This is a genomic window from Variovorax paradoxus NBRC 15149 (assembly GCF_001591365.1).
Taxonomy (GTDB): Bacteria; Pseudomonadota; Gammaproteobacteria; order Burkholderiales; family Burkholderiaceae_C; genus Variovorax; species Variovorax paradoxus.
Window position 1 is genome coordinate 701,824 of sequence record NZ_BCUT01000001.1, and the last position, 20,930, is coordinate 722,753.

22 protein-coding genes, 1 pseudogene and 1 riboswitch are annotated in these 20,930 nt (G+C 68.3%); of the genes and pseudogenes, 17 read left to right on the forward strand and 6 right to left on the reverse strand.

Going from position 1 to position 20,930, the window contains the following annotated elements:
- The first annotated feature begins 21 nt into the window (after positions 1–21).
- The 11 genes from VPA02S_RS03175 to arsC all read left to right on the forward strand — a co-directional run bounded on the left by VPA02S_RS03175 (position 22) and on the right by arsC (position 10,843).
- The gene (locus VPA02S_RS03175) at positions 22–795 is read left to right on the forward strand and encodes an ABC transporter permease (RefSeq protein ID WP_012746999.1); all 774 of its coding nucleotides are present in this window, start codon (positions 22–24) and stop codon (positions 793–795) included.
- A 44-nt stretch (positions 796–839) separates the two neighbouring features.
- Positions 840–1,853: an ABC transporter substrate-binding protein gene (locus VPA02S_RS03180; RefSeq protein ID WP_062362122.1), complete on the forward strand. Its 1,014-nt coding sequence runs from the start codon at positions 840–842 to the stop codon at positions 1,851–1,853.
- A 47-nt stretch (positions 1,854–1,900) separates the two neighbouring features.
- On the forward strand, positions 1,901–2,680 hold the full coding sequence (locus VPA02S_RS03185) for an ABC transporter ATP-binding protein (protein WP_012746997.1): 780 nt from the start codon (positions 1,901–1,903) through the stop codon (positions 2,678–2,680).
- A gap of 9 nt (positions 2,681–2,689) precedes the next feature.
- Positions 2,690–4,120, forward strand: coding sequence for an enolase C-terminal domain-like protein (locus VPA02S_RS03190; protein WP_012746996.1), 1,431 nt, complete (start codon positions 2,690–2,692; stop codon positions 4,118–4,120).
- A 32-nt stretch (positions 4,121–4,152) separates the two neighbouring features.
- The gene (locus VPA02S_RS03195; protein WP_012746995.1) at positions 4,153–5,316 is read left to right on the forward strand and encodes a Gfo/Idh/MocA family protein; all 1,164 of its coding nucleotides are present in this window, start codon (positions 4,153–4,155) and stop codon (positions 5,314–5,316) included.
- A 16-nt stretch (positions 5,317–5,332) separates the two neighbouring features.
- The gene (locus VPA02S_RS03200) at positions 5,333–6,520 is read left to right on the forward strand and encodes a dihydrodipicolinate synthase family protein (RefSeq protein ID WP_012746994.1); all 1,188 of its coding nucleotides are present in this window, start codon (positions 5,333–5,335) and stop codon (positions 6,518–6,520) included.
- An 8-nt stretch (positions 6,521–6,528) separates the two neighbouring features.
- The gene (locus VPA02S_RS03205) at positions 6,529–7,407 is read left to right on the forward strand and encodes a sugar phosphate isomerase/epimerase family protein (RefSeq protein ID WP_012746993.1); all 879 of its coding nucleotides are present in this window, start codon (positions 6,529–6,531) and stop codon (positions 7,405–7,407) included.
- A gap of 329 nt (positions 7,408–7,736) precedes the next feature.
- Positions 7,737–8,834, forward strand: coding sequence for a DNA glycosylase AlkZ-like family protein (locus VPA02S_RS03210; protein ID WP_012746992.1), 1,098 nt, complete (start codon positions 7,737–7,739; stop codon positions 8,832–8,834).
- Between the two features lie 118 nt (positions 8,835–8,952).
- A riboswitch (FMN riboswitch) is annotated at positions 8,953–9,122 on the forward strand.
- Between the two features lie 95 nt (positions 9,123–9,217).
- A complete protein-coding gene (locus VPA02S_RS03215; RefSeq protein WP_012746991.1) occupies positions 9,218–9,733 on the forward strand; it encodes a 6,7-dimethyl-8-ribityllumazine synthase in 516 nt (171 codons plus the stop codon).
- Between the two features lie 32 nt (positions 9,734–9,765).
- Positions 9,766–10,449 carry a glutathione S-transferase family protein gene (locus VPA02S_RS03220; protein ID WP_012746990.1) on the forward strand — a complete coding sequence of 228 codons (684 nt, stop codon included), beginning with the start codon at positions 9,766–9,768 and terminating at the stop codon, positions 10,447–10,449.
- A 10-nt stretch (positions 10,450–10,459) separates the two neighbouring features.
- On the forward strand, positions 10,460–10,843 hold the full coding sequence (gene arsC / locus VPA02S_RS03225; protein WP_018902987.1) for an arsenate reductase (glutaredoxin): 384 nt from the start codon (positions 10,460–10,462) through the stop codon (positions 10,841–10,843).
- Positions 10,844–10,862: 19 nt separating this feature from the next.
- On the opposite strand, the pseudogene VPA02S_RS03230 reads toward arsC, so the two are convergent.
- Together VPA02S_RS03230 and VPA02S_RS03235 are read right to left on the reverse strand one after the other, a co-directional pair.
- Positions 10,863–11,288: pseudogene (locus VPA02S_RS03230) on the reverse strand (TSUP family transporter); the annotation flags it as partial.
- A 58-nt stretch (positions 11,289–11,346) separates the two neighbouring features.
- Positions 11,347–12,600, reverse strand: a complete 1,254-nt coding sequence (locus tag VPA02S_RS03235) for an MFS transporter (RefSeq protein ID WP_012746987.1) — start codon at positions 12,598–12,600, stop codon at positions 11,347–11,349.
- Between the two features lie 88 nt (positions 12,601–12,688).
- Between VPA02S_RS03235 and VPA02S_RS03240 the strand changes: the two genes are divergently transcribed.
- The 6 genes from VPA02S_RS03240 (at position 12,689) to VPA02S_RS03265 (ending at position 18,211) form a co-directional block, all read left to right on the forward strand.
- A complete protein-coding gene (locus VPA02S_RS03240; RefSeq protein ID WP_012746986.1) occupies positions 12,689–13,531 on the forward strand; it encodes an AraC family transcriptional regulator in 843 nt (280 codons plus the stop codon).
- 87 nt (positions 13,532–13,618) lie between these two features.
- A complete protein-coding gene (locus tag VPA02S_RS03245) occupies positions 13,619–14,335 on the forward strand; it encodes a phosphatase PAP2 family protein (RefSeq protein ID WP_062362125.1) in 717 nt (238 codons plus the stop codon).
- 93 nt (positions 14,336–14,428) lie between these two features.
- Entirely contained in the window at positions 14,429–14,671 is a 243-nt protein-coding gene (locus VPA02S_RS03250) for an acyl carrier protein (RefSeq protein WP_012746984.1), read from the forward strand.
- Positions 14,668–15,879: a beta-ketoacyl-[acyl-carrier-protein] synthase family protein gene (locus VPA02S_RS03255; protein WP_012746983.1), complete on the forward strand. Its 1,212-nt coding sequence runs from the start codon at positions 14,668–14,670 to the stop codon at positions 15,877–15,879. Before VPA02S_RS03250 ends, VPA02S_RS03255 begins: the two co-directional genes overlap by 4 nt.
- Before the next feature lie 75 nt (positions 15,880–15,954).
- Entirely contained in the window at positions 15,955–16,377 is a 423-nt protein-coding gene (locus VPA02S_RS03260; protein ID WP_026283808.1) for a DUF2501 domain-containing protein, read from the forward strand.
- Between the two features lie 88 nt (positions 16,378–16,465).
- The gene (locus VPA02S_RS03265; protein ID WP_062362128.1) at positions 16,466–18,211 is read left to right on the forward strand and encodes a SulP family inorganic anion transporter; all 1,746 of its coding nucleotides are present in this window, start codon (positions 16,466–16,468) and stop codon (positions 18,209–18,211) included.
- A gap of 5 nt (positions 18,212–18,216) precedes the next feature.
- On the opposite strand, the gene VPA02S_RS03270 is transcribed toward VPA02S_RS03265, so the two are convergent.
- The 4 genes from VPA02S_RS03270 to VPA02S_RS03285 form a co-directional block, all read right to left on the reverse strand.
- Entirely contained in the window at positions 18,217–18,795 is a 579-nt protein-coding gene (locus VPA02S_RS03270; protein ID WP_012746980.1) for a DUF3299 domain-containing protein, read from the reverse strand.
- Positions 18,796–18,855: 60 nt separating this feature from the next.
- Positions 18,856–19,263 (reverse strand): alternative ribosome rescue aminoacyl-tRNA hydrolase ArfB, encoded by a 408-nt coding sequence (gene arfB / locus VPA02S_RS03275; RefSeq protein WP_012746979.1) that lies wholly within the window; start codon positions 19,261–19,263, stop codon positions 18,856–18,858.
- A 16-nt stretch (positions 19,264–19,279) separates the two neighbouring features.
- Entirely contained in the window at positions 19,280–20,464 is a 1,185-nt protein-coding gene (locus VPA02S_RS03280; protein ID WP_012746978.1) for an acetyl-CoA C-acyltransferase family protein, read from the reverse strand.
- A 121-nt stretch (positions 20,465–20,585) separates the two neighbouring features.
- On the reverse strand, positions 20,586–20,927 hold the full coding sequence (locus VPA02S_RS03285) for a hypothetical protein (protein WP_230537705.1): 342 nt from the start codon (positions 20,925–20,927) through the stop codon (positions 20,586–20,588).
- Positions 20,928–20,930 lie beyond the last annotated feature (3 nt).

Sequence of the window (20,930 nt, forward strand, 5' to 3'; positions counted from 1 at the left end):
GACAAGCCCCGGGTCGTCTTCATGCTCCGCAAGCTCCTGCTTTCTCCGGCCCTGCGCCCGTTCCTCTTGATCCTGCTGCTGCTGGTGCTGTGGGACGTGGCGATCCGGCTCTTCAGGATTCCGGCCTACCTGATTCCACCGCCGTGGGAAGTGGTGAAGCAGCTCGTGGCCGAATGGCCGCGCCTGTTGGCCGAGAGCTGGAAGACCACGCTCGCCACGCTCGGCGGCTTCGGCCTGACGATCTTGATCGGCATACCGATTGCGATGGTCATCGCCTACTCGCGGCTGGTCGAGTCGTACGTGTACCCGCTGCTGGTGTTCTCGCAGAGCATTCCCAAGGTGGCGATTGCGCCTCTCTTCGTGGTGTGGTTCGGCTTCGGCATCTTTCCGAAGGTGATCAGTGCGTTCCTGCTGGGTTTCTTTCCGGTGGTGGTGTCGACGGTGATGGGCTTCAAGTCGGTCGAGCCCGACATGCTCGACCTGGCCCGCTCGATGGGCGCGAGCCGGCTGCAGACCTTCTTCAAGATCAGCCTGCCGCAGGCCATGCCCGCGATCTTCAGCGGCCTGAAGGTGTCGGTGACGCTGGCCGTGGTGGGTGCGGTGGTCGGCGAGTTCGTCGGCTCCAACTCGGGCATCGGCTACGTGCTGCAGGTGGCCAACGGCAACTTCGACCTGCCCCTGATGTTTGCCGCGCTCGTGGTGCTGTCGAGCATCGGCGTGATTCTTTTCGTCGCGGTCGACATCGTCGAGCGCGTGATGATTCCGTGGCATGCCTCGCAGCGCCACGCGAACTGAGTTCCTTTCTTCGTCATACCCAGAAAACTCCAGGAGACAACGTCATGAAGAAACTGCTTCCCTCGCTGCTCGCCATCTCGGTCCTTGCCGCGCTCGCCAGCTTTGCCATCGCTCCCGCACATGCGCAGGCCGACAAGCCCAAGGACAAGGTCACGCTGATGCTCAACTGGTACCTGTACAGCGAGCATGCGCCCTTCTTCCTCGGCAGGGAAAAGGGCTTCTACGCCGACGAGGGCATCGAGCTGGAGATCCAGGAAGGCCGCGGCTCCGCCGTCACGGCGCAGGCGGTGGCCGCGAAGTCGGCGACCTTCGGCTACATCGACGTCACGACCATGATCAAGGCCGCCGCCAAGGGCGCGCCGCTGAAGTCGACCGGCGTGCTGTTCCAGGTGAGCCCGATGTCGGTCATGGGCTTCAGCGAGAAGAACATCAAGGCGCCCAAGGACATCATCGGCAAGACCGTGGCCGTCACGCCGGGCGACTCGATGTCGCAGATGTGGCCTCTTTTCCTCAAGGTCAACAACATCAAGCCCGAGCAGGTGAAGATCGTCTCGGGCGATGGCCAGACCAAGCTCAATGCGGTGATCAACGGCCAGGCCGACCTGCTGCTGGGCTACGTGATGGACCAGGCCATCAAGCTGCAGGACGCCACCGGCAAGCCCGTGACGCCGATCCGCTTTGCCGACTCGGGCGTGAACCAGATCAGCTCCGGCATCATCGCCAACAAGAACCTGCTGGCCGAGAACCCCGACCTCGTGAAGCGCTTCATGCGCGCATCGACCAAGGCCGCCGAAGCCGCCGAGAAGAGCCCCGAAGCCGCGGTCGACGCCATGCTCAAGGCCAACCCGAAGGCCGGCGTGCGCGACACGCTGATCGTGGGCATGAAGCAGAGCGTGGCGCTCTACCACACGAAGGAAACGGCCAACCAGCGCCCGTTCCGCGTGGCGATGAAGAACGTGAACGACTCGCTCGACCTGCTGGTGCAGTACGGCGGCATGGACGCCTCGACGCGCGGCAAGCCGGAAGACTACGTCACCCTCGACTTTCTCCCGAACTGATCTTTCGTCCGCGCGCCCGCTCGCTGTTGCCACCCCTCACGCACTCCATGTCCCAAGCCAACCTGATCGAAGCGCGCGGCGTCGCCAAAACCTACCAGAGCAAGGACGGCCCGGTCGAGTCGCTGAAGCCGCTCGACTTTGCCATCCGTGAAGGCGAGTTCGTCTCGGTCGTCGGCCCTTCGGGCTGCGGCAAGAGCACGCTGCTCAAGATGGTGGCCGGCCTGCTGCCGATCAGCGGCGGCGAGCTCACGCTGGCGGGCAAGCCGATCAAGGGGCCGCAGAAGGACGTGGGCATCGTGTTCCAGAGCGCGGTGCTGCTGCCCTGGCGCAGTGTGCAGGACAACATCCTGCTGCAGGCCGAGATGCGCCACCTGCCCAAGGCCGCCTCCGAGGCCCGGGCGCGCGAGCTGATGGAGATGGCGGGCCTCAAGGGCTTCGAGGGCAAGTACCCCTGGCAGCTTTCGGGCGGCATGCAGCAGCGCGCGTCGATCTGCCGCGCGCTGCTGCACGACCCCTCGGTGCTGCTGATGGACGAACCCTTCGGCGCGCTCGACGCGATGACGCGCGAGAAGATGAACCTGGAGCTGCAGCGCATCTGGATGGCCTCCAGGAAAACCGTGATGCTGATCACGCACAGCATCCCCGAGGCGATCTTTCTCTCGGACCGCGTGATCGTGATGAGCGAGCGCCCCGGCTCGATCGCCGCGGTCTACGACATCGACCTGCCGCGCCCGCGCACGCTCGACGTCATGGCCTCGGCCGAGTTCGGCGCCTACACCAAAGAGGTGCGCGCGCACTTTTTCTCGCAGGGCATCCTGGACCACTGAGCCGCACCCATGGACGCGCCCCGTTTCCACGTCGAGGAGATCCGGTTTGCCGAGCGCGACGTCGCGCTCAGGCTGCCGTTCCGCTTTGGCGCCGCCACCGTCACGGCCTGCCCGCAGGTCTACGTGCGGGCGCGCATCCGCTTCGAGAACGGCCGAACGGCCGAGGGTTGCGCAGCCGAGATGATGGTGCCCAAGTGGTTCGACAAGAACCCGGCGCTCACCAACGAGCAGAACTTCGAGCAGCTTCGCTTTGCGCTGCGCGATGCGCGCGAAGCCTATCTGGCCGAGGACGAAGCGCAGACCGCCTGGACGCACTTCGCATCGAACTACGCCGCGCTGCAGGCCCGCGCGAAAGCCAAGGGCCTGCAGGCGCTGGTGGCGAGCTACGGCCCCGCGCTGATCGACCGCGCGCTGATGGATGCGCTGTGCCTGCACACGGGCCAGAGCTTTGCCGCGGCGATGAGCGCCAACCTGTGCGGCATTGATGTTGCCGGCAGCGGGCTGGCCGACGATCTCGCGGGCTTCGGCATGTCCGGCTTCCTGGCCGGCCGATCGCCGCGCAAGAGCATCGCGGCGCGCCACACGGTCGGCCTGGCCGATGCCATCGACGACAGCGACCCGCTGCCCGATGCGCCGGCCGACGGCCTGCCCACCACGCTGGCCGCGGCGGTGCAACGCTACGGGCTCACGCATTTCAAGCTCAAGCTCTGCGGCCACACGGCGCAGGACATCGCGCGCCTGGAACGCATCGCCCGCGTGATCGACGGCCACGCGCAGCTCGTGACGCTCGACGGCAACGAGCAGTACGCCGATGCCGGCGACTTCGCCGTCTTCCTCGACCGCATGCTGTCGACGCCCGTGCTGTGGAGGCTCGCGCAGAAGACGGCCTTCGTCGAACAGCCGATCCGCCGCGACGCCGCCCTGCGGCGCGACGTGGCGGCGCTGGGCAAGCGCATTCCCCTGCTCATCGATGAATCCGACGCCATGCTCGATGCCTTCGTGCAGGCCCGTGCGCTGGGCTACACCGGCGTGTCGAGCAAGAGCTGCAAGGGCTTCTACAAGTCGGTGGTCAATGCGGCGCGCTGCGTGCACTGGAATGCTTCTGAGAAAGCGGACCGCTATTTCCTGTCCGGCGAAGACCTGACCATGCAGGCCGGCATCGGCGTGCAGCAGGACCTCGCGCTGGTCGGCTGGCTCGGCCTCTCGCATGTCGAGCGCAACGGACACCATTACGTCAACGGCCTTGCGGCCGTGCCCGAGGCGGAGCAGCAGGCCTTGCTGAAGCTGCATCCCGGCCTCTACGAACCGAGCGACGGCGCCGTGCGCCTCGCCATCTGCGGCGGACAGCTAGCCCTGTCGCCGCTCGCCACCGCGCCCGGCTTTGCCACCGGCAAGCCCGGCGCCGGCATCTCGTGGGACGCCATGCGTTCCGTCTATTGAAGCACCTCTCTCGCATCCCAAGGAAGAAAACGATGGCCACCCAACGACTCGGAATCATCATGCACGGCGTCACCGGCCGCATGGGCATGAACCAGCATTTGATCCGCTCCATCTGCGCGATCCGCGCCCAAGGCGGCGTCACGCTGTCGAACGGCGACAAGGTGATGCCCGACCCGATCCTCATCGGCCGCAACGCCGAGAAGATGGAAGCGCTCGCCAAGGCCCACAACATCGCGCGCTGGGGCACCGACCTGGACGCGGCGCTCGCCAACAACGACGACACGATCTTCTTCGACGCCGGCACCACGCAGATGCGCCCGACGCTGCTGGCCAAGGCGATCCGCGCCGGCAAGCATGTGTACTGCGAAAAGCCCATCGCCACCAATCTCAATGAGGCCGTCGAGATCGCGCGCCTGGCCGAAGGCTCGGGCCTGAAGCACGGCGCGGTGCAGGACAAGCTGTTCCTCCCGGGCCTGCGCAAGCTCGACATGCTGCGCCGCGCGGGCTTCTTCGGCCGCATGCTCAGCGTGCGCCTGGAGTTCGGCTACTGGGTGTTCGAGGGCGACCTGCAGCCGATCCAGCGTCCGAGCTGGAACTACCGCAAGGAAGACGGCGGCGGCATGATCCTGGACATGATGTGCCACTGGCGCTACGTGCTGGACAACCTGTTCGGCGAAGTGAAGTCTGTGTCGTGCATCGGCGCCACGCACATCCCCAGGCGCTGGGACGAAGCCGGCAAGCCGTATGAAGCCACCGCCGACGACGCGGCCTACGCCACCTGCGAGCTCACGGGCCACAACGGCGAGCCGGTGATCGCGCAGATCAACATGAGCTGGGCCACGCGCGTGCGCCGCGACGACCTCGTGACCTTCCACGTCGACGGCACCGACGGTTCGGCCGTGGCGGGCCTGTCGAGTTGCCGCGCCCAGTCGCGCGTGGCCACGCCGCGGCCGGTGTGGAACCCGGACGAGAAGCAGATGATGAATTTCTTCGACCAGTGGCAGGAGATTCCGGATTCGCAGGTCTACGACAACGGCTTCAAGATCCAGTGGGAGCACTTCATCCGCCACGTGGTGGAGAACGAGCCCTACAAGTGGACCTTGCCCGAAGGCGCCAAGGGCGTGCAATTGGTCGAGGCTGCGCTCGAATCGTGGAAGGACCGCCGCTGGGTCGACGTGCCTGCGCTGAAGGTCTGAAGAAGAAGCACAAGCCATGGCATTGACGCTGACCCTTCCCACCGCGAGCGGCGCGCTCGCGCCCTACGCCCTGCGCGGCATCGCGCCGGTGAAGCCCGATGCGGGCATCAAGTTCAACCGCATCGCCTACTCGGCCGCGCACGTGGTGGCCGACCCGCTGGCCGCGGTCGACCCCTGGCTGCAGGCCGCCGTCGACTGGGACGCGACCATCGCCTACCGTCGCCACCTGTTCTCGCTGGGCCTGGGCGTGGCCGAAGCCATGGACACCGCGCAGCGCGGCATGGGCCTGGACTGGCCGACCTCGCTCGAGCTGATCCGCCGCTCGCTCGATGCCGCGAAGGACGTGCCCGGCGCGCTGGTCGCCTCGGGCTGCGGCACCGACCACCTGAACCTCGACGAGGTCAAGAGCGTGGACGACGTGATCCGCGGCTACGAAGAGCAGATGGCGGCGATCGAGGCGCTCGGCGGCAAGCTGATCGTGATGGCGAGCCGTGCGCTCGCGCGCGTGGCCAGGAGCCCTGCCGACTACGAGCGCGTGTACGACCGCATCCTGTCGCAGGCCAGGCAGCCGGTGGTGCTGCACTGGCTGGGCGAGATGTTCGATCCGGCGCTGGCCGGCTACTGGGGCACGAAGGACACCGACGCCGCGATGGACACCGCGATCGGCATCATCGCGGCGCATCCCGACAAGGTCGACGGTATCAAGATCTCGCTGCTTGACAAGGACAAGGAAATCGCGATGCGCCGCCGCTTGCCAAAGGGCGTGCGCATGTACACGGGCGACGACTTCAACTATGCCGAGCTGATCGCCGGCGACGGCTTCGGCCGCGAGCCCACGCACGGCAAGAGCGACGCGCTGCTGGGCATCTTCGACGCCATCGCGCCGGCTGCGAGCGCGGCGCTGGGTGCGCTGGCCCAAGGCAATACGGAAAAATTCCACGCGATCCTCGGCCCGACGGTGCCGCTGTCGCGCCACATCTTTGCGGCGCCCACGCGCTTCTACAAGACCGGCGTGGTGTTCATGGCCTGGCTCAACGGCCACCAGAAGCACCTCACGATGGTGGGCGGCCAGCAGAGCACGCGTTCGCTGCAGCACTTCGCCGAGCTGTTCCGGCTGGCCGATGCGGCCAACCTGCTGGAGCAACCGGAGCTGGCGATGCGGCGCATGAAGACGCTGCTTGCGCTGCACGGCGTGGACAATTGATCGAAGCCATGCGCAACTTCTCGCAGAACCACGACTGGCTGTCGATCAACACCGCCACCATCCGCAAGCAACTGGGCGCCGAGGTGCCGCTCGACCGCATCATCGACCAGTGCGCCGAACGCGGCATCCGCGCGATCAGCCCCTGGCGCGACCAGGTGGCGGCCGTCGGGCTCGACAAGATCGCAAAGCAGCTGAAGGCGCATGGCATCGGCCTTTCGGGCTACTGCCGCGGCGGCTTCTTTCCGGCGGCGAATGCGGCGGGCCTCCAGGCCGCGCTCGACGACAACCGCCGCGCTATCGACGAGGCCAAGACGCTCGATGCGCCTTGCCTCGTGCTGGTGGTCGGCGCCCTGCCCGGCGCGCTCGAAGGCAAGCCCGCCTACAAGGACATCGCCCGCGCGCGCGGCGAGGTGCGCGACGGCATTGCCGCATCGCTCGAATACGCACGCGAAGTCGGCATGCCGCTGGCCATCGAGCCGCTGCATCCCATGCAGGCGGCCGACCGCGCCTGCATCAACACGCTCGAACACGCGCTCGACATCTGCGACGAGCTCGATGCGGGCAAGAGCGGCATGCTGGGTGTGGCGCTGGACATCTATCACGTGTGGTGGGATCCGAAGCTGCAGCAGCAGATCGCGCGCGCCGGCCGCGCGCGGCTGCTGGCGTACCACGTCTGCGACTGGCTCACGCCCACGCGCGACCTGCTCTCGGACCGCGGGATGATGGGCGACGGCGTGGTCGAGCTCAAGAAGATCCGCGGCTGGGTCGAGGACGCGGGCTTCGCGGGGTTCAGCGAAGTCGAGATCTTTTCGAATCTCGACTGGTGGCAGCGGGCCGGCAGCGAAACGCTCGACGTGTGTATCGAACGGCACAGGCAAGCCGTCTAGCAAAAGTATTCGGAGCTTTTGTTCGGGGCTCGTGCCCAGGCCACCGGGTACTCCCCTCCGCGAATGTCCCCCGCCTTCGGCTCCTCCTTTATTTCGCTGCGGGGAGCACCCGATGCCCTGGGCACAAGGCACGCTCTGGGTGCACAGCTGATCAACAACTGCTTCGTATAACGCTCCCGCCGATGGGGTGCCTTGCGCAGCGAAATAAATCAAGGGGGAGGCCGAAGGCCGGAGGACATTCGCGGAGCAAGGTACCCCGTCGGCGGGAGCGCGCCCTGAACAACAAGGCCCCTAAAACAGCAGCGCCCACTTGTGCTGCAATCCGCCCCATGGCCACCCCGACCCTCGACGACCTGCGCCGCTACGCCATCGCGCGCACCCTCTTCAAGCCGACCACGCTGCCGGGCGCGATCCGCCGGCTCGGCTTCGTTCAGGCCGACCCGATCCGCGCCCCTGCGCGCGCACAAGACCTGACCTTGCGCCACCGCGTGAAGGACTACCGCGCGGGCGATCTCGAAAGCCGCTACACCCGACTTGCCATTGAGGAAGACTGCCTCGTCAACTACGGCTTTCTGCCGCGCGAGCACCTGGCGCTGATGCATCCGCGCGAAGCCAGGCAGCCCTGGGACGCGGACACCCGCCGCAAGGCCGCCGACGTGCTGGCCTTCGTGCGCGAGCGCGGGCCCGTGCATCCGCGTGAAGTCGAACAGCACTTTGCACACGGCAGCGTCAAGAACTACTGGGGCGGCTCGAGCAATGCGACGACGCGGCTGCTCGATGGCCTGCACTACCGCGGCATGCTGCGCGTGGTGCGGCGCGACAGCGGCACGCGCGTCTACGAGGCCGTGACACATGTGCCCGCCGACGACAGCCCCGCCGGCCGCGCGCAGCGCGCCGCCGCGCTGATCGACCTGGTGGTGCGCAAGTACGCGCCGCTGCCGGCCGCGAGCCTGACGTACCTCGTGCGGCTGCTCGGCTACGGCGCGCCGCATCTGTCGGCGCAGACGCAGGCCGCGCTGCGCCTCGCACGCGACGAACGGCTCGCAAGCTGCCGCATCGACGGCACCACCTGGTACTGGCCCGGCGACGAGAACCCCGCCTCGCGGCGCCATGCACCCGATGAAGAAGTGCGCCTGCTCGCGCCCTTCGACCCCGTGGTGTGGGACCGCCGCCGCTTCGAGCTGCTGTGGGGCTGGACGTACAAGTTCGAGGCCTACATGCCGGCGCCGAAGCGACAGTTCGGCTACTACGCGCTGCCCCTGCTCTGGCACGAGCGCGTGATCGGCTGGGCCAACGTCACGGCGCCCGAAGGCCGGCTGCAGCCCGCGTTCGGCTACGCCGCCGGCAAGCCACCTCGCGATGCGCTGTTCCGCGCGGCACTCGACGACGAACTCCATCGTATGACGCAGTTCCTCGCGAAGCGCTGAGCCGTACGCACCCGCGCACGGCGAAAATCCCCGCGCCGCCGAAGGTCTGGCGCGCGGGCGACAACCAGCGCCGCCGTCCGCTCCTAGAATCGCACCGTCGTCCGGCATGCCGGACGGCAAGCGTTCTCAGGGCGGGGCGAAACTCCCCACCGGCGGTAATGGCGGCTTCTTCGAAAGAGGGGCCGCACGAGCCCGCGAGCGCCCAAGGCCTGCAATGGGCTGCGGGGTCAGCAGATTTCGGTGCAATTCCGAAGCCGACGGTCACAGTCCGGATGAAAGAGAGCGCGAAATGCGGGCCGGCCCGCGCGCCTTGCAATGGCGCGCATGCTGCCCTGCGGTTTCGTGCGCCCTGATTCAGGAAACCTGCTTTCAAGAGGCACACCATGAGTCAGATCAACGACCTTCCCCTTTCCGCCGTCAACGCGCCGGGCCAGCCGCGCGGCGAGCGCATTGCCTTTGTCGAGGCGCAATGGCATTCCGACATCGTCCACCAGGCGCGCGACGCCTTCCTTGCCGAGATGGAGCGGCTCGGCGTGGCGCGCGAGCTGATCGACATCTTCGACGTGCCCGGCGCCTTCGAGATTCCGCTGCATGCCAAGCGGCTTGCCAACTCGGGCAAGTACGCGGCCATCGTGGGCTGCGCGCTGGTTGTGGACGGCGGCATCTACCGCCACGAGTTCGTGGCCGGCACCGTGGTCAGCACGCTGATGTCGCTGCAGCTCGAGACCGACGTGCCGATTTTTTCGGCCGTGCTCACGCCGCACCACTTCCACGAGCACGTGGAGCACCGCAAGTACTTCCACCGCCACTTCGCCGTCAAGGGCACCGAAGTGGCCGAGGCCTGCGTGAAGACGCTCGAAGGCCTGAAGAAGGTCGACGCCTTGCTGGCCACTGCGTGACAAGCGGTACGCTGCTGCAGTAATCTGGGCGGATGACTTCTTCATCCGCCTCGAACGACCGCTACACCCTCTACGGCGCGCCCGGCTCGGGCGCGACGCCGGTCCATGCGGCGCTGACGCTGATCGGCGCGCAGGTCGAGACCGTCGATGTCTCGCCCTGGGAGAGCGACTCCGAGCGCGAGCGCATGTCGGGCGTCAACCCGATGCAGCAGGTGCCCGCGCTCGTGCTGCCGTCGGGCGAGTTGATGACCGAGAGCGCGGCCATGCTGATCTGGCTTGGCGACCGCTATCCGGAAGCCGGGCTCTGCCCCGCGCCCGGCGATCCGCTGCGTGCGCGCTACCTGCGCTGGATGGTCTACCTGCCGGCGGCCATCTACTCGCTGTTCTGGGTGCGCGACGAACCCACGCGCCTCACGCCCGACCCGGCCGCGCAGGCCGTGATGCTCGAACGCACGGCCGAGCGCATTGCGCACTGCTGGCACCTGATGGACACGCAGATCGACGAGCCCTCGCCCTATCTGCTCGGCGAGAAGATCAGCATGCTCGACCTCTACGTGACCGTGCTGTCGCGCTGGACGCCGCGGCGCAGGCGTTTCTACCGCGTGGCGCCGCGCATGGCGCAGGTGGTGCGGCGCGTGGATGCCGATCCGCGCCTGGCCGATTTCTGGGCGGCGCGCTTTCCCTTCACGATGGACCAGGAAACACAGAAAGACTGACGACGACACCATGGCCGCACGCACCCCGACCACCGACTACCCGATGACCATCTTCCACAAGCCCAACTGCAGCACCTCGCGCAACGTGCTGGGCCTGATCCGCGAGAGCGGCGTGGAACCCGAGATCGTCCTGTACCTGGAAACGCCGCCCTCGAAGAAGAAGCTGCGCGAGCTGGCCAAGGCCATGGGCCTGGGCGCGCGCGACCTGCTGCGCACCAAGGAAGCGCCCTACGAAGAACTGAAGCTGGCCGATCCGAAGTGGAGCGACGACCAGCTGTTCGACTTCATCGCCGCGAACCCGATCCTGCTGCAGCGCCCGATCGTCGTCTCGCCGCGCGGCACGCTGATGTGCCGGCCCTGGGAGCGCGTGCGCGAGATCCTGCCCACGGCCTGAACGCAGCAGCTGCCGCGGCTCAGCCGCGCTGCAGCAGCGCCGGCACCCCCGAGGCCAGCATCGCCACGCCCGAGGCGATCAGCAGGCCCAGGTGCAGCGCGAACGCCACTGCCAGCATCGAGAGGTTGAAGTTCTGGATCACCGCGCGCTGCGTGTCGCGCTGGAAGCCGCGCAGCGTGCACCAGAGCGTGGGAATGGTGCCGGAGAAGCCGCCGATGCCGGCCATGGCCCCGCCGATGGTGCCGGCGATGCCATCCGCGAAGCGTCCGCCGAAGGCGATCTTCGGCAGGTGCTGCGACATCAGCATCGCAGGGCACCACAGCACCAGCGGCACACCGAGGCAGACCTTGAAGAGCACGAGGTCGAGGTGCGGCAGCAGCCAGACGCCGAAGGGCACGCCGACCAGCCCACCAAGCACGAACGGCCACAGCACATGCCGGTCGAAATACAGGGCCTGCATGCGGTCGATGATATCGGCCGCATGCAGCGCACAGCCGCGGCTGTTACGCCGAGGCCGGCACCAGCGCCGTGCGGCGCACCCGCGTCACGTTGAAGGCACTGGCAATCAGCACGGCCTGCACCAGCGCCAGGCCGGCGATCACGCTCGCGTACTGGCCATGGTCCATCAAGCGGCCGAACACCAGCGGCGCGAGCGCCTGGCCGATGTCCAGGCCCGCATACACCACGCCGTAGACGCGGCCGGTGGCATTGGGCGGCGTCGAGCGCTTGACCAGCAGGTCGCGCGAAGGGCCGGCAACGCCCGAGACGAAGCCCATGGCGCCGAACAGCACCGGCACCATCACCGGCGGAAACTGCGCAAAGGCCAGCACCAGCGCCAGCGCGGCCGCCACCCCGAAGCCGATGCCCACGATGCGTTCGCAGCGCGACGGATCCGAGGCCAGGAAGCCGCCCGCCACCATGCCGGCCGCGCTTGCCACCATGTAGACCGTGAGGCACACCGCCACCAGCGCCACCGGCACCGCGTGCAGGTGGCCCGCCGCCGCCGGCGCGAAGGTCTGCACCACGCTGATCACGACGGCGTAGAAGAAAAAGAAGCCGAAGCACATCCACACGGCCGGAATGCGCAGGAAGTCGAACTCGCCGCCGACGGGTGCCGGCTCGCCATGCCCGGTGGCCTTGTGCACCGCCTTCACGTCCAGCGCCAGCACGCCGCGGTAGGCCCAGAGCACCAGCAGCACCACGATGGCCAGCGCACCGGCCGAAGCCAGCGCCACGCGCCATGAAAAAGCGATGGCGATCGGCACCACGAAGGCCGGCGCCAGCGCCCAGCCCAGGCTGCCGGTGATGCCGTGCACGCTGTAGGCGTGGCCCAGGCGGGTCGGCGCCACCTTGCGGTTGAAGAGCGTGTAGTCGACCGGGTGGAACACGCCATTGCCGATGCCGCCCACGACGGCGCACAGCAGCAGCATCCAGTAGCTCTGGGCCAGCGCATAGCCGAAGGCCGCCAGGGCCAGCGCGCCCAGCCCCACGAACAGCACCGGCCGCGGACCCAGCTTGTCGACGATGAAGCCCGAGGCCGCCTGCACGATGCACGAGACCACGAAGAACACCGTCAGCACCGCGCCCAGCTCGGTGTAGCTCACGTTGAACGCGTCTTTCAGCCAGGGGAACAGCGGCGCCAGGATCAGCTGGCTGAAGTGGCTGATGGCATGGGCCAGGCCGACCAGGCCGATGAGCTGTGCGTCGCCGCGCAAGCTGGTGGAGGGAGTGGCTGTCGGGGAGGAAGTGGAAGACATGGATTGCTACAAAAAACCGGGCAGGCACCGATGCTATGCCCGCTGGCCGCGGCAGAATGGCGATACAGCGACAACATTTGTCGAAACTATGCCAAGCGCCGTTTCACTCCCTTCCCCGGTCACCAGCGTCGCCTCGCTCACGCCGCATCTCTACGCACCCGACGCGGTCAGGCCGTTGCGCGCCAAGGAACATTTCCTGAGCGCCGACACCTTCGTCGAGCTGCACCAGCACCCGTGGCCGCAGCTCACTTTCTCGACCCGCGGCGTGATCCGGCTCAGCACGCAGGACGGCAGCTACATCGTGCCGCCCTCGCGCGCGGTCTGGGTGCCGGCCAACATGCCGCACAGCATCATGCTGATCGAGGACGCCGAGCTGCGCACCGTGTACCTGCATGCCTGGCTCGGCCCGCCGTGGGAGAAGTGCGAGGTGCTCGAGATCAGCCCGCTGCTGCGCGCGCTGATGCTCGCACTCGACACCACGCCCGACGGCCTGCCGCCGGCCGACCCGCACGCGCCGCAGCGCGAACGCATGATCGCGCCGCTGCTGGTGGACGAGCTCGAGCGCGCCACGCAGATCCGCATCGACGTGCCGCTGCCCTCCGACAAGCGGCTGCGCCAGCTGTGCGAGACGCTGCTGCGCAACCCGGCCGACCGCGCCACGCTGGCCGAGCGTGCCGCTGCCATCGGCGCCAGCGAGCGCACCGTGGCGCGGCTGTTCCGCGACCAGCTCGGCATGAGCTGGCAGCAATGGCGGCAGCAGGCCGTGATGGCGCATGCGCTGCCGCTGCTGGCGCGCGGCATGGCCGTGAGCCAGGTGGCGGCGGCCAGCGGCTATGCCACCGACAGCGCGTTCTGCGCCATGTTCAAGGCCGCCACCGGACGCTCGCCCACTTCCTTCCAGCACAAGAAGCGATCCGCCGCGCTCGCCTGAAGCTCGCCTCGATGCCGCCACGCCGTCACGGCGCTCTGGCAAGATCGGCCGGCCGACGAAAACCACGGACCTCCGACCCACCTGCCCATGGCGCCCCTTCCGCGAACGCACAGCCCCCAGACCTGGACCGCAGACATCGGCGCGCGCATTCGCCGCCTCTTCTGGCTCAAGGCGATCGGCACCACGATCTTCACCTGGCTCTTCTTCATCGGCTACTTCCACATGCTGCGCAACCCGGCCTACCCGGTCGTGGTGATGCCGCTCACGGCGCTGGACCACCTGATTCCGTTCCAGCCCTACACGCTGGGCGCCTACCTCTCGCTGTGGTTCTACGTGGGCATCGCGCCCGGCCTGCAGCCCAACTTCCGCGAGCTGGTGGTGTACGGGCTGTGGATCGGCGCGCTGTGCCTGACGGGGCTGGGCTTCTTCTACTTCTGGCCGACGCAGATACCGCCGCTGGCCATCGACGTGTCGGGCTATCCCGGCTTTGCGATGCTGCAGGGCGTGGACGCAGCGGGCAACGCCTGCCCCTCGATGCACGTGGCGGTGGCCATCTTCACGGCCATCCGGCTGGACCACGTGCTGCGCGAGGCGCGCACGCCGGTCTTCCTGCGCCTTTCCAACTGGCTGTGGTTTGCCGCCATTGCGTATTCGACATTGGCCGTCAAGCAGCACGTGGTGCTCGACGCGCTGGCCGGCGCGCTGCTGGGAATGGCCTTCGCGCTTCCTTCGCTGCGCTGGCGGCCGGAGGGCATGCGCCGGAGCAATACCCTGGTGGGAGCGGATATCATTGGCCATCACTGACCCACAAGCCGAGCGAGGAAGGGGTCGATCCCATGGCGCGCCCCGAGGGCGGCGATCGATCAGCGGCCGGCACACGACAACAGGCATCGCACGATGAGTTCGCTGAAGGAATTGCAGGACCTGATCCACGAGAAGTACGGTATCGAACCGTCCAAGCTCGACCCCAACGCATCGATGCGCGAAACCGGCGGGCTCGACTCGCTGGCATTGGCCGAGTTCCTGTTTGCCATCGAAGACCACTTCGGCATCACCATGCCCGATGAAGACGCCAACATCGACACGCTGAACGAACTCGCGGTGCTGGTCGACAAGGTCAGGGCCGCGAAGACAGCGTGAAGCACGAGGTCTGCGTCACCGGCCTGGGCGTCGTGGCGCCGCACGGCGACGAGCCCGGCGCGCTGTTCCAGGCCCTGCTCGACGGCCAGTCGGCCATCCGGCCGGTCTTCCCCGAACTGCCCAAGCCCGCCGCCGCCGCCACGGTGGACTTCGACGAAACACGCTGGTTCACCAAGCTGCAGCTCGCCGGCGTCGACCGCGTGAGCCAGCTCGCGGTGGCCGCCGCCGACCTCGCGCTGCGCGATGCAGGCCTTGCCGCCCACAACGACGCCGATCCTGAACGCATCGGCATCTATGCCGGCTGCGGCATGGGCGGCGCCGCGGCGCTCGAAGCCGCCTACCGCGGCAACGGGCGGGTCTCGCCGCTCACCATTCCCGCCTTCATGCCCAACGCGCCCGCCGCCCACGTCGCCATGCGCCAGGGCGTGCAGGGGCCGGTGCTGACCTACTCGGTCGCCTGCGCCTCGTCGTCGGTGGCCATTGCCGAAGCGGCCAAGGCCATCGAGCGCGGTGAAGTCGACATGGCCATTGCCGGCGGCAGCGAAGCGCTGATCGTGCCGGGCGTGGTGCTGGCCTGGCAGGCCATGCAAACCCTGGCCAGCTTCCAGCCCGGCGAAGCGGCCGGCGCGGTGCGGCCCTTTGCGAGCGACCGCAGCGGCTTTGCGCTGGGCGAAGGCGCGGCCTTCCTGGTGCTCGAATCCGCCGAACGCGCACGCAGCCGTGGCGCCCGCAGCTACGCCACGCTGGCCGGCTGGGGCCTCGGCAGCGACGCCACCCATCTCACCAAGCCCGACGCACCCGGCCAGGCGCGCGCGCTGCGCCAGGCGCTGCGCCAGGCCGGCCTCCAGCCGCGCGACGTGGGCTACTGCAATGCGCACGGCACGGCCACGCGCATCGGCGACGTGGTCGAGCGCAACGCATTGGCCGATGTGTGGGGCGACGACCTGGACAGCCTGCGCGTCAGCTCCACCAAGGCGCTGCACGGCCACATGCTCGGCGCCGCGGGTGCCATCGAGGCGCTCATCACGGTGCTGGCATTGCACCGCCGCCAGCTGCCGCCGAACGCGAACTGCAGCGAGGTCGATCCGGCCTGCAGCCTGAACCTCGTCACGCAGCACGACACCAGCGCGCCCAACATCGAGGCGGCCATGAGCAACTCCTTCGCATTCGGCGGCACGAATTCCGTGCTGCTCTTCCGCCGCGCGTGAAACCGGGGTTCCGTCGGGGGTATGCTGACGATGGAATCTTCATTCAATCACCTCGACAAACGGGAGTTCGTCATCATGCGTTTTCGCACCGCACTGATTTCCATCGCGCTGGTTGCGGCCAGTGTCTCGGCCTCGGCCCAGTCGGACCTGCTCGGCAAGCTCAAGGACCAGATGGGCTCCTCGGGCGGCGGCGCTGCCCTCGGCGAGAACCTCGGCTTCAAGATGCCCGCGATCGGCTCCAGCACCATGGGCAATGCGGCCGGCGTGCTGCAGTACTGCGTCAAGAACAACTACCTGGGCGGCGACGCGGCCTCGGTGAAGGACAAGCTGCTGGCCAGGATCACCGGCCAGAAGCAGCAGGAAACCGGCTTCGCGAGCGGCGCCAAGGGGCTGCTCAAGGGCGGCGACGGCAAGACGCTCAACTTGAAGATGCTCTCCTCGAAGGTGAAGGAAAAAGCCTGCGACTACGTGCTCAAGAACGCGAGCTCGCTGGTCTAGCCGTTCTCCCATGCGCGCGGCCCGAATGGCCGCGCAGGTTTCCCTCTGCGGTGGCGCAGGACAATCGCCAGCAAGCCACCCACCATCCATGAATCCGGCAGCCACCCCCTCCTCCGCTTCTTCCTCCCTGCGCCAGCGCATCGCGCGCTGGGTTCCCTGCCTGGCCTGGCCCCGTCCGTCCGCGGCGCTGCTGCGCAACGAGGCCATGGCGGGCATCACGGTGGCGCTGATGGTGCTTCCGCAGGGCGTGGCCTATGCCGCGCTGGCGGGCATGCCGCTGGTCACCGGCGTGTATGCGGCGCTGTTCCCGGCGCTCATCGCGGTGATCTTCAGCTCGTCGCAGCGGCTGTCGGTCGGGCCCACGGCGCTCACCAGCCTGCTGGTGGGCGCATCGCTCGCGCCGCTGGCGGTGCCCGGCAGCGCCGAATGGGTGGAAATGGCGGTGTGGCTCACGCTGATGTCGGGCGCGATCCAGATCGTGCTGGGCATCGGGCGCTTCGGCTGGCTGCTGCGGCTGGTCAACTCGCCGGTGCTGATCGGCTTCACGCAGGGCGCGGCGGTGCTGATCGCCATCTCGCAGCTGCCGGCGCTGCTCGGCTTCACGGGGCGCACCCTTCCCCAGGTGCTGCAGGGCGGGCCGCCGCCGGACCTGATCGCCATCGCCTTCGGGCTCGGCAGCATCGCCGTGCTGTGGCTCGGCAAGCGGCTCGCGCCGCGCTTCCCGACCACCATGGCGCTGGTGGCGGGCGCCGCGGCCATCAGCTGGAGCATCGACTACGCACTGCGCGGCGGGGCCGTGGTGGGCAGCCTGCCCTCGGGCCTGCCGTCCTTCTACTGGCCAGGCCTGCTGCCGCTGAGCACATTCAGCGCGCTGGTGCTGCCCGCGCTGATGATCACGCTCGTGAGCTTTCTCGAAACCGCGTCGAGCGCCAAGGTCGACAATGCCCGCGCCGGCACGCTCTGGAACGAAAACCAGGACCTGATCGGCCAGGGCCTGGCCAAGCTGGCCTCGGGCTTCACGGGCGCCTTTCCCACCAGTTCCTCGTTCTCGCGCTCGGCCATCACGCTGTATGCGGGCGCCCAGACCGGGTGGGCCACATTGTTCAGCGTGGTGGTGGTGGCCGGCGCGCTGCTGTGGCTGATGCCGCTGCTCTATCACGTGCCGCAGGCGGTGCTGGCGGCGGTGGTGGTCACGGCCATCCTGGGGCTGGTCAAGCCGGCGAGCTTCGTCGCGCTCTGGCGCGTGTCGCGCATCGAGGCGGGCATTTCGTTCGGCACCTTCGTGCTGACCATTGCCACGGCGCCGAGCATCTACTGGGGCGTGCTGGGCGGCCTGCTCGCGAGCCTGGCGCATTACATGTACCGCCACCTGCATCCGCGCATCATCGAGGTGGGCCTGCATCCCGACGGCAGCCTGCGCGACCGCAAGCTATGGAAGCTGCCGCCGCTGGCACCACAGCTCTATGCGCTGCGCATGGATGCCGAGCTCGACTTCGCCTCGGCCTCCACGCTCGAACGCGCGCTCACGACCGCGCTGGCCGAGCGCCCCGAACTCACCGACGTGTGCCTTTTTGCGCAGCCCATCAACCGCATCGACATCACGGGCGCCGAAGTGTTCGGCTCGATCCGCCGGATGATGGAAGCCAAGGGCGTACGCCTGCACCTGAGCGGCCTGAAGCTGCCGGCCATGCAGGTGCTGGAGCGCGCTGGCCTGCTCGCGCCGGGGCCGATGCTGTTCAGCTACCGCACCGACGGCGAGGCGCTGGCGGCGCTGACGCAGCAGCAGGCCGAAGTTCCGCCGCTGCCGGTGCCGGAGGGCGACGACGGCGGCTGAACACGTCAGCGCGCCGTGACGAAAGGCTCCACCGAGGCCGACTTGATCTCGTAGCCGCTCACGCCCATGTCCACGGAGGAATAGCGCGCCGCCTTCAGCAGGCCGCTCACGTGCACCGTGTCCATCGCATGCAGGCCCTTCACGGTATCGGCCGCGACCACGTGCACGATCTGGTTGGCGGGCGGCGGCGGGGTGTGGATGCAGGCGCCGAAGTAAGGCACCAGCAGGAACTCGCGGATGCCGCCCTGCGTGTTGTCCAGCGGAACGACAAAACCCGACAGGCGCGCCGCCGTGCCGTCGAGCGCCACGTTGACCGGCGCGTTGTCCCAGACGGCGCGCATCTCGTCCAGCATCTGGATCGCGCGCGGGTCGTTGTCGCGCAGCGACTCCAGGCTCAGGTTGCGGTAGCGCTTGGTCGGGTCCCAATCCTTGGGAACGAGCGCTTCCCACTTGAGTTCCTGCACGGCACCCGCCGGCGCTGCGCCGCTGCCCGCGGCCGGCCCGCAGCCCGCCAGGGCAGCGGCCCCCAGCGCCAGCAGGAAGGCCGGCAAAGCGCGGCGGAAGAAGGCTCTCATGCTGTCCATTGTGCTTGCGGCCGGTGTCCGCCGCCTTAGCGGGGCCTTAAGCGCCGGCCAGCCAGCCGGTCAGTCCCGCACCGGCCCGCGCAGGTTCTTGATCTGCGAGCGCTGGCTCTTGCCTTCGAGCCGGCGCTGCTTCGAACCGTAGGTGGGCTTGGTGGCGCGCCGCACGCGCGGCGGCGTGGCCACGCTGTCGACCACCTCCTGCAGCCGCGCGAGCGCATCGGCGCGGTTCATTTCCTGCGTGCGGTGCTGCTGCGCCTTCAGCACGAAGACGCCCTCCTGCGTGATGCGGCTGTCGCGCAGCGCGAGCATCCGCTCCTTCACGTCGGCGGGCAGCGAGCTCGCATGGATGTCGTAGCGCAGGTGCACCGCGCTCGACACCTTGTTGACGTTCTGGCCGCCCGCGCCCTGCGCGCGGATGGCGCTGAACTCGACCTCGTCGGGGTCGATCAGGATGGGTGGGCGGAGCATGCCCGCAAGTGTGCCTTCAAACGCGTTCGAACACGGCGGCGATGCCCTGCCCGCCGCCGATGCACATCGTGACCAGCGCATAACGCCCGCCGGTGCGGTGCAGCTCGGCAATCGCCTTCGTGGTGATGATCGCGCCGGTCGCGCCCACCGGGTGGCCCAGCGAAATGCCCGAGCCGTTCGGGTTGACCTTGGCCGGATCGAAGCCCAGTTCCTTGATGACCGCGCAGGCCTGCGCCGCAAAGGCCTCGTTCGACTCGATCACGTCGAAGTCGGCGACCTTCAGCCCGGTGCGCTCCAGCACCTTGCGCGTGGCCGGCACCGGGCCGATGCCCATGTACGCGGGCTCCACGCCGGCGTGCGCATAGCCGACCAGGCGCGCCAGCGGCCTCAGGCCCCGCGCCTTGACGCTCTCGCCGCTGGCCAGCACCACGGCGGCCGCACCATCGTTGATGCCCGAGGCATTGCCGGCCGTCACGAGGCCGTCCTTCTTGAACGCGGGCTTCATCTTCGAGAGCGTCTCGGCGGTGGTGTCGGCGCGCACATGCTCGTCGGTGTCGAACAGCACGACGCCCTTGCGCGTCTTCACCTCGACCGGAACGATCTGCGCCTTGAAGCGGCCCGCCGCAATGGCCGCCGCCGCGCGCTGCTGGCTGGTGGCGGCCAGCTCGTCCATCTGCTCGCGCGTGATGCCGTAGCGCGCCGCCACGTTCTCGGCGGTGATGCCCATGTGGATCTTCTCCCACGGGTCGTGCAGGATGCCCAGCATGTAGTCGACCAGCACCGCATCGCCCATGCGTGCGCCGTAGCGCGCGGATGTGTCGAAGTAAGGCCCGCGGCTCATCGATTCCGAGCCGCCGCCGATGGCGATGTCGCAGTCGCCCAGCGCAATGGCCTGCGCGGCCGACACGATCGCCTGCAGGCCCGAGCCGCAGAGGCGGTTGACGTTGAAGGCCGGCGTCTCGATCGGGCAGCCCGCATCGATGGCGGCCACGCGGCTCAGGTAGGCGTCCTTCACGTCGGTGGGAATCACGTTGCCCATGACCACATGGCCGATGGCATCGGCCGCCACGCCGCTGCGTTCGATGGCGGCCTTGACGGCGGTGGTGGCCAGTTGCGTGTTGGGCACATCCTTCAGCGCGCCGCCGAAGGTGCCGATGGCAGTGCGGGCGGTGCCGACCACGAAGATGTCGCGTGTTGTCATGGGAATGTCTCTCCTGGATGAAAGCAATATCCGCCTGGGCGGCGGTCGCAGGAGGACGATTTTGACGGCGAACCGCGCAACCGGCTGTCGCGGGCGGCATATTCGCCGCCCGGGCAGCGGATCAGCCGCGCGAAACCGATTTCGGAGAAACGTCGGTCACGTCGCGGGCGCTGCCGCGAATGCGTTCCGGGCGCACCACGGATTCGCCGCGCGCGCGTGCGTTGGCGGTGTCGGCCGCGCTCGGTTCGCCCGGCCGTGCCGCATTGCGAAAACGCTCGAAGCCTGAACGCGGGTTGAAGCGCCCGCCCATCGAAGCCATCCAGGGCGTCACGGGTTTGCCCGTGATCCGTCCCCAGGCGTAGCGGACGCCCCACACGGCCGCCAGCAACATGACGGCGACCGCCAGGCTGGCCGCAAAGACCAGCCCCAGGAGCAGAAGAATGACGCGAAAAATGAAGTTCATCAT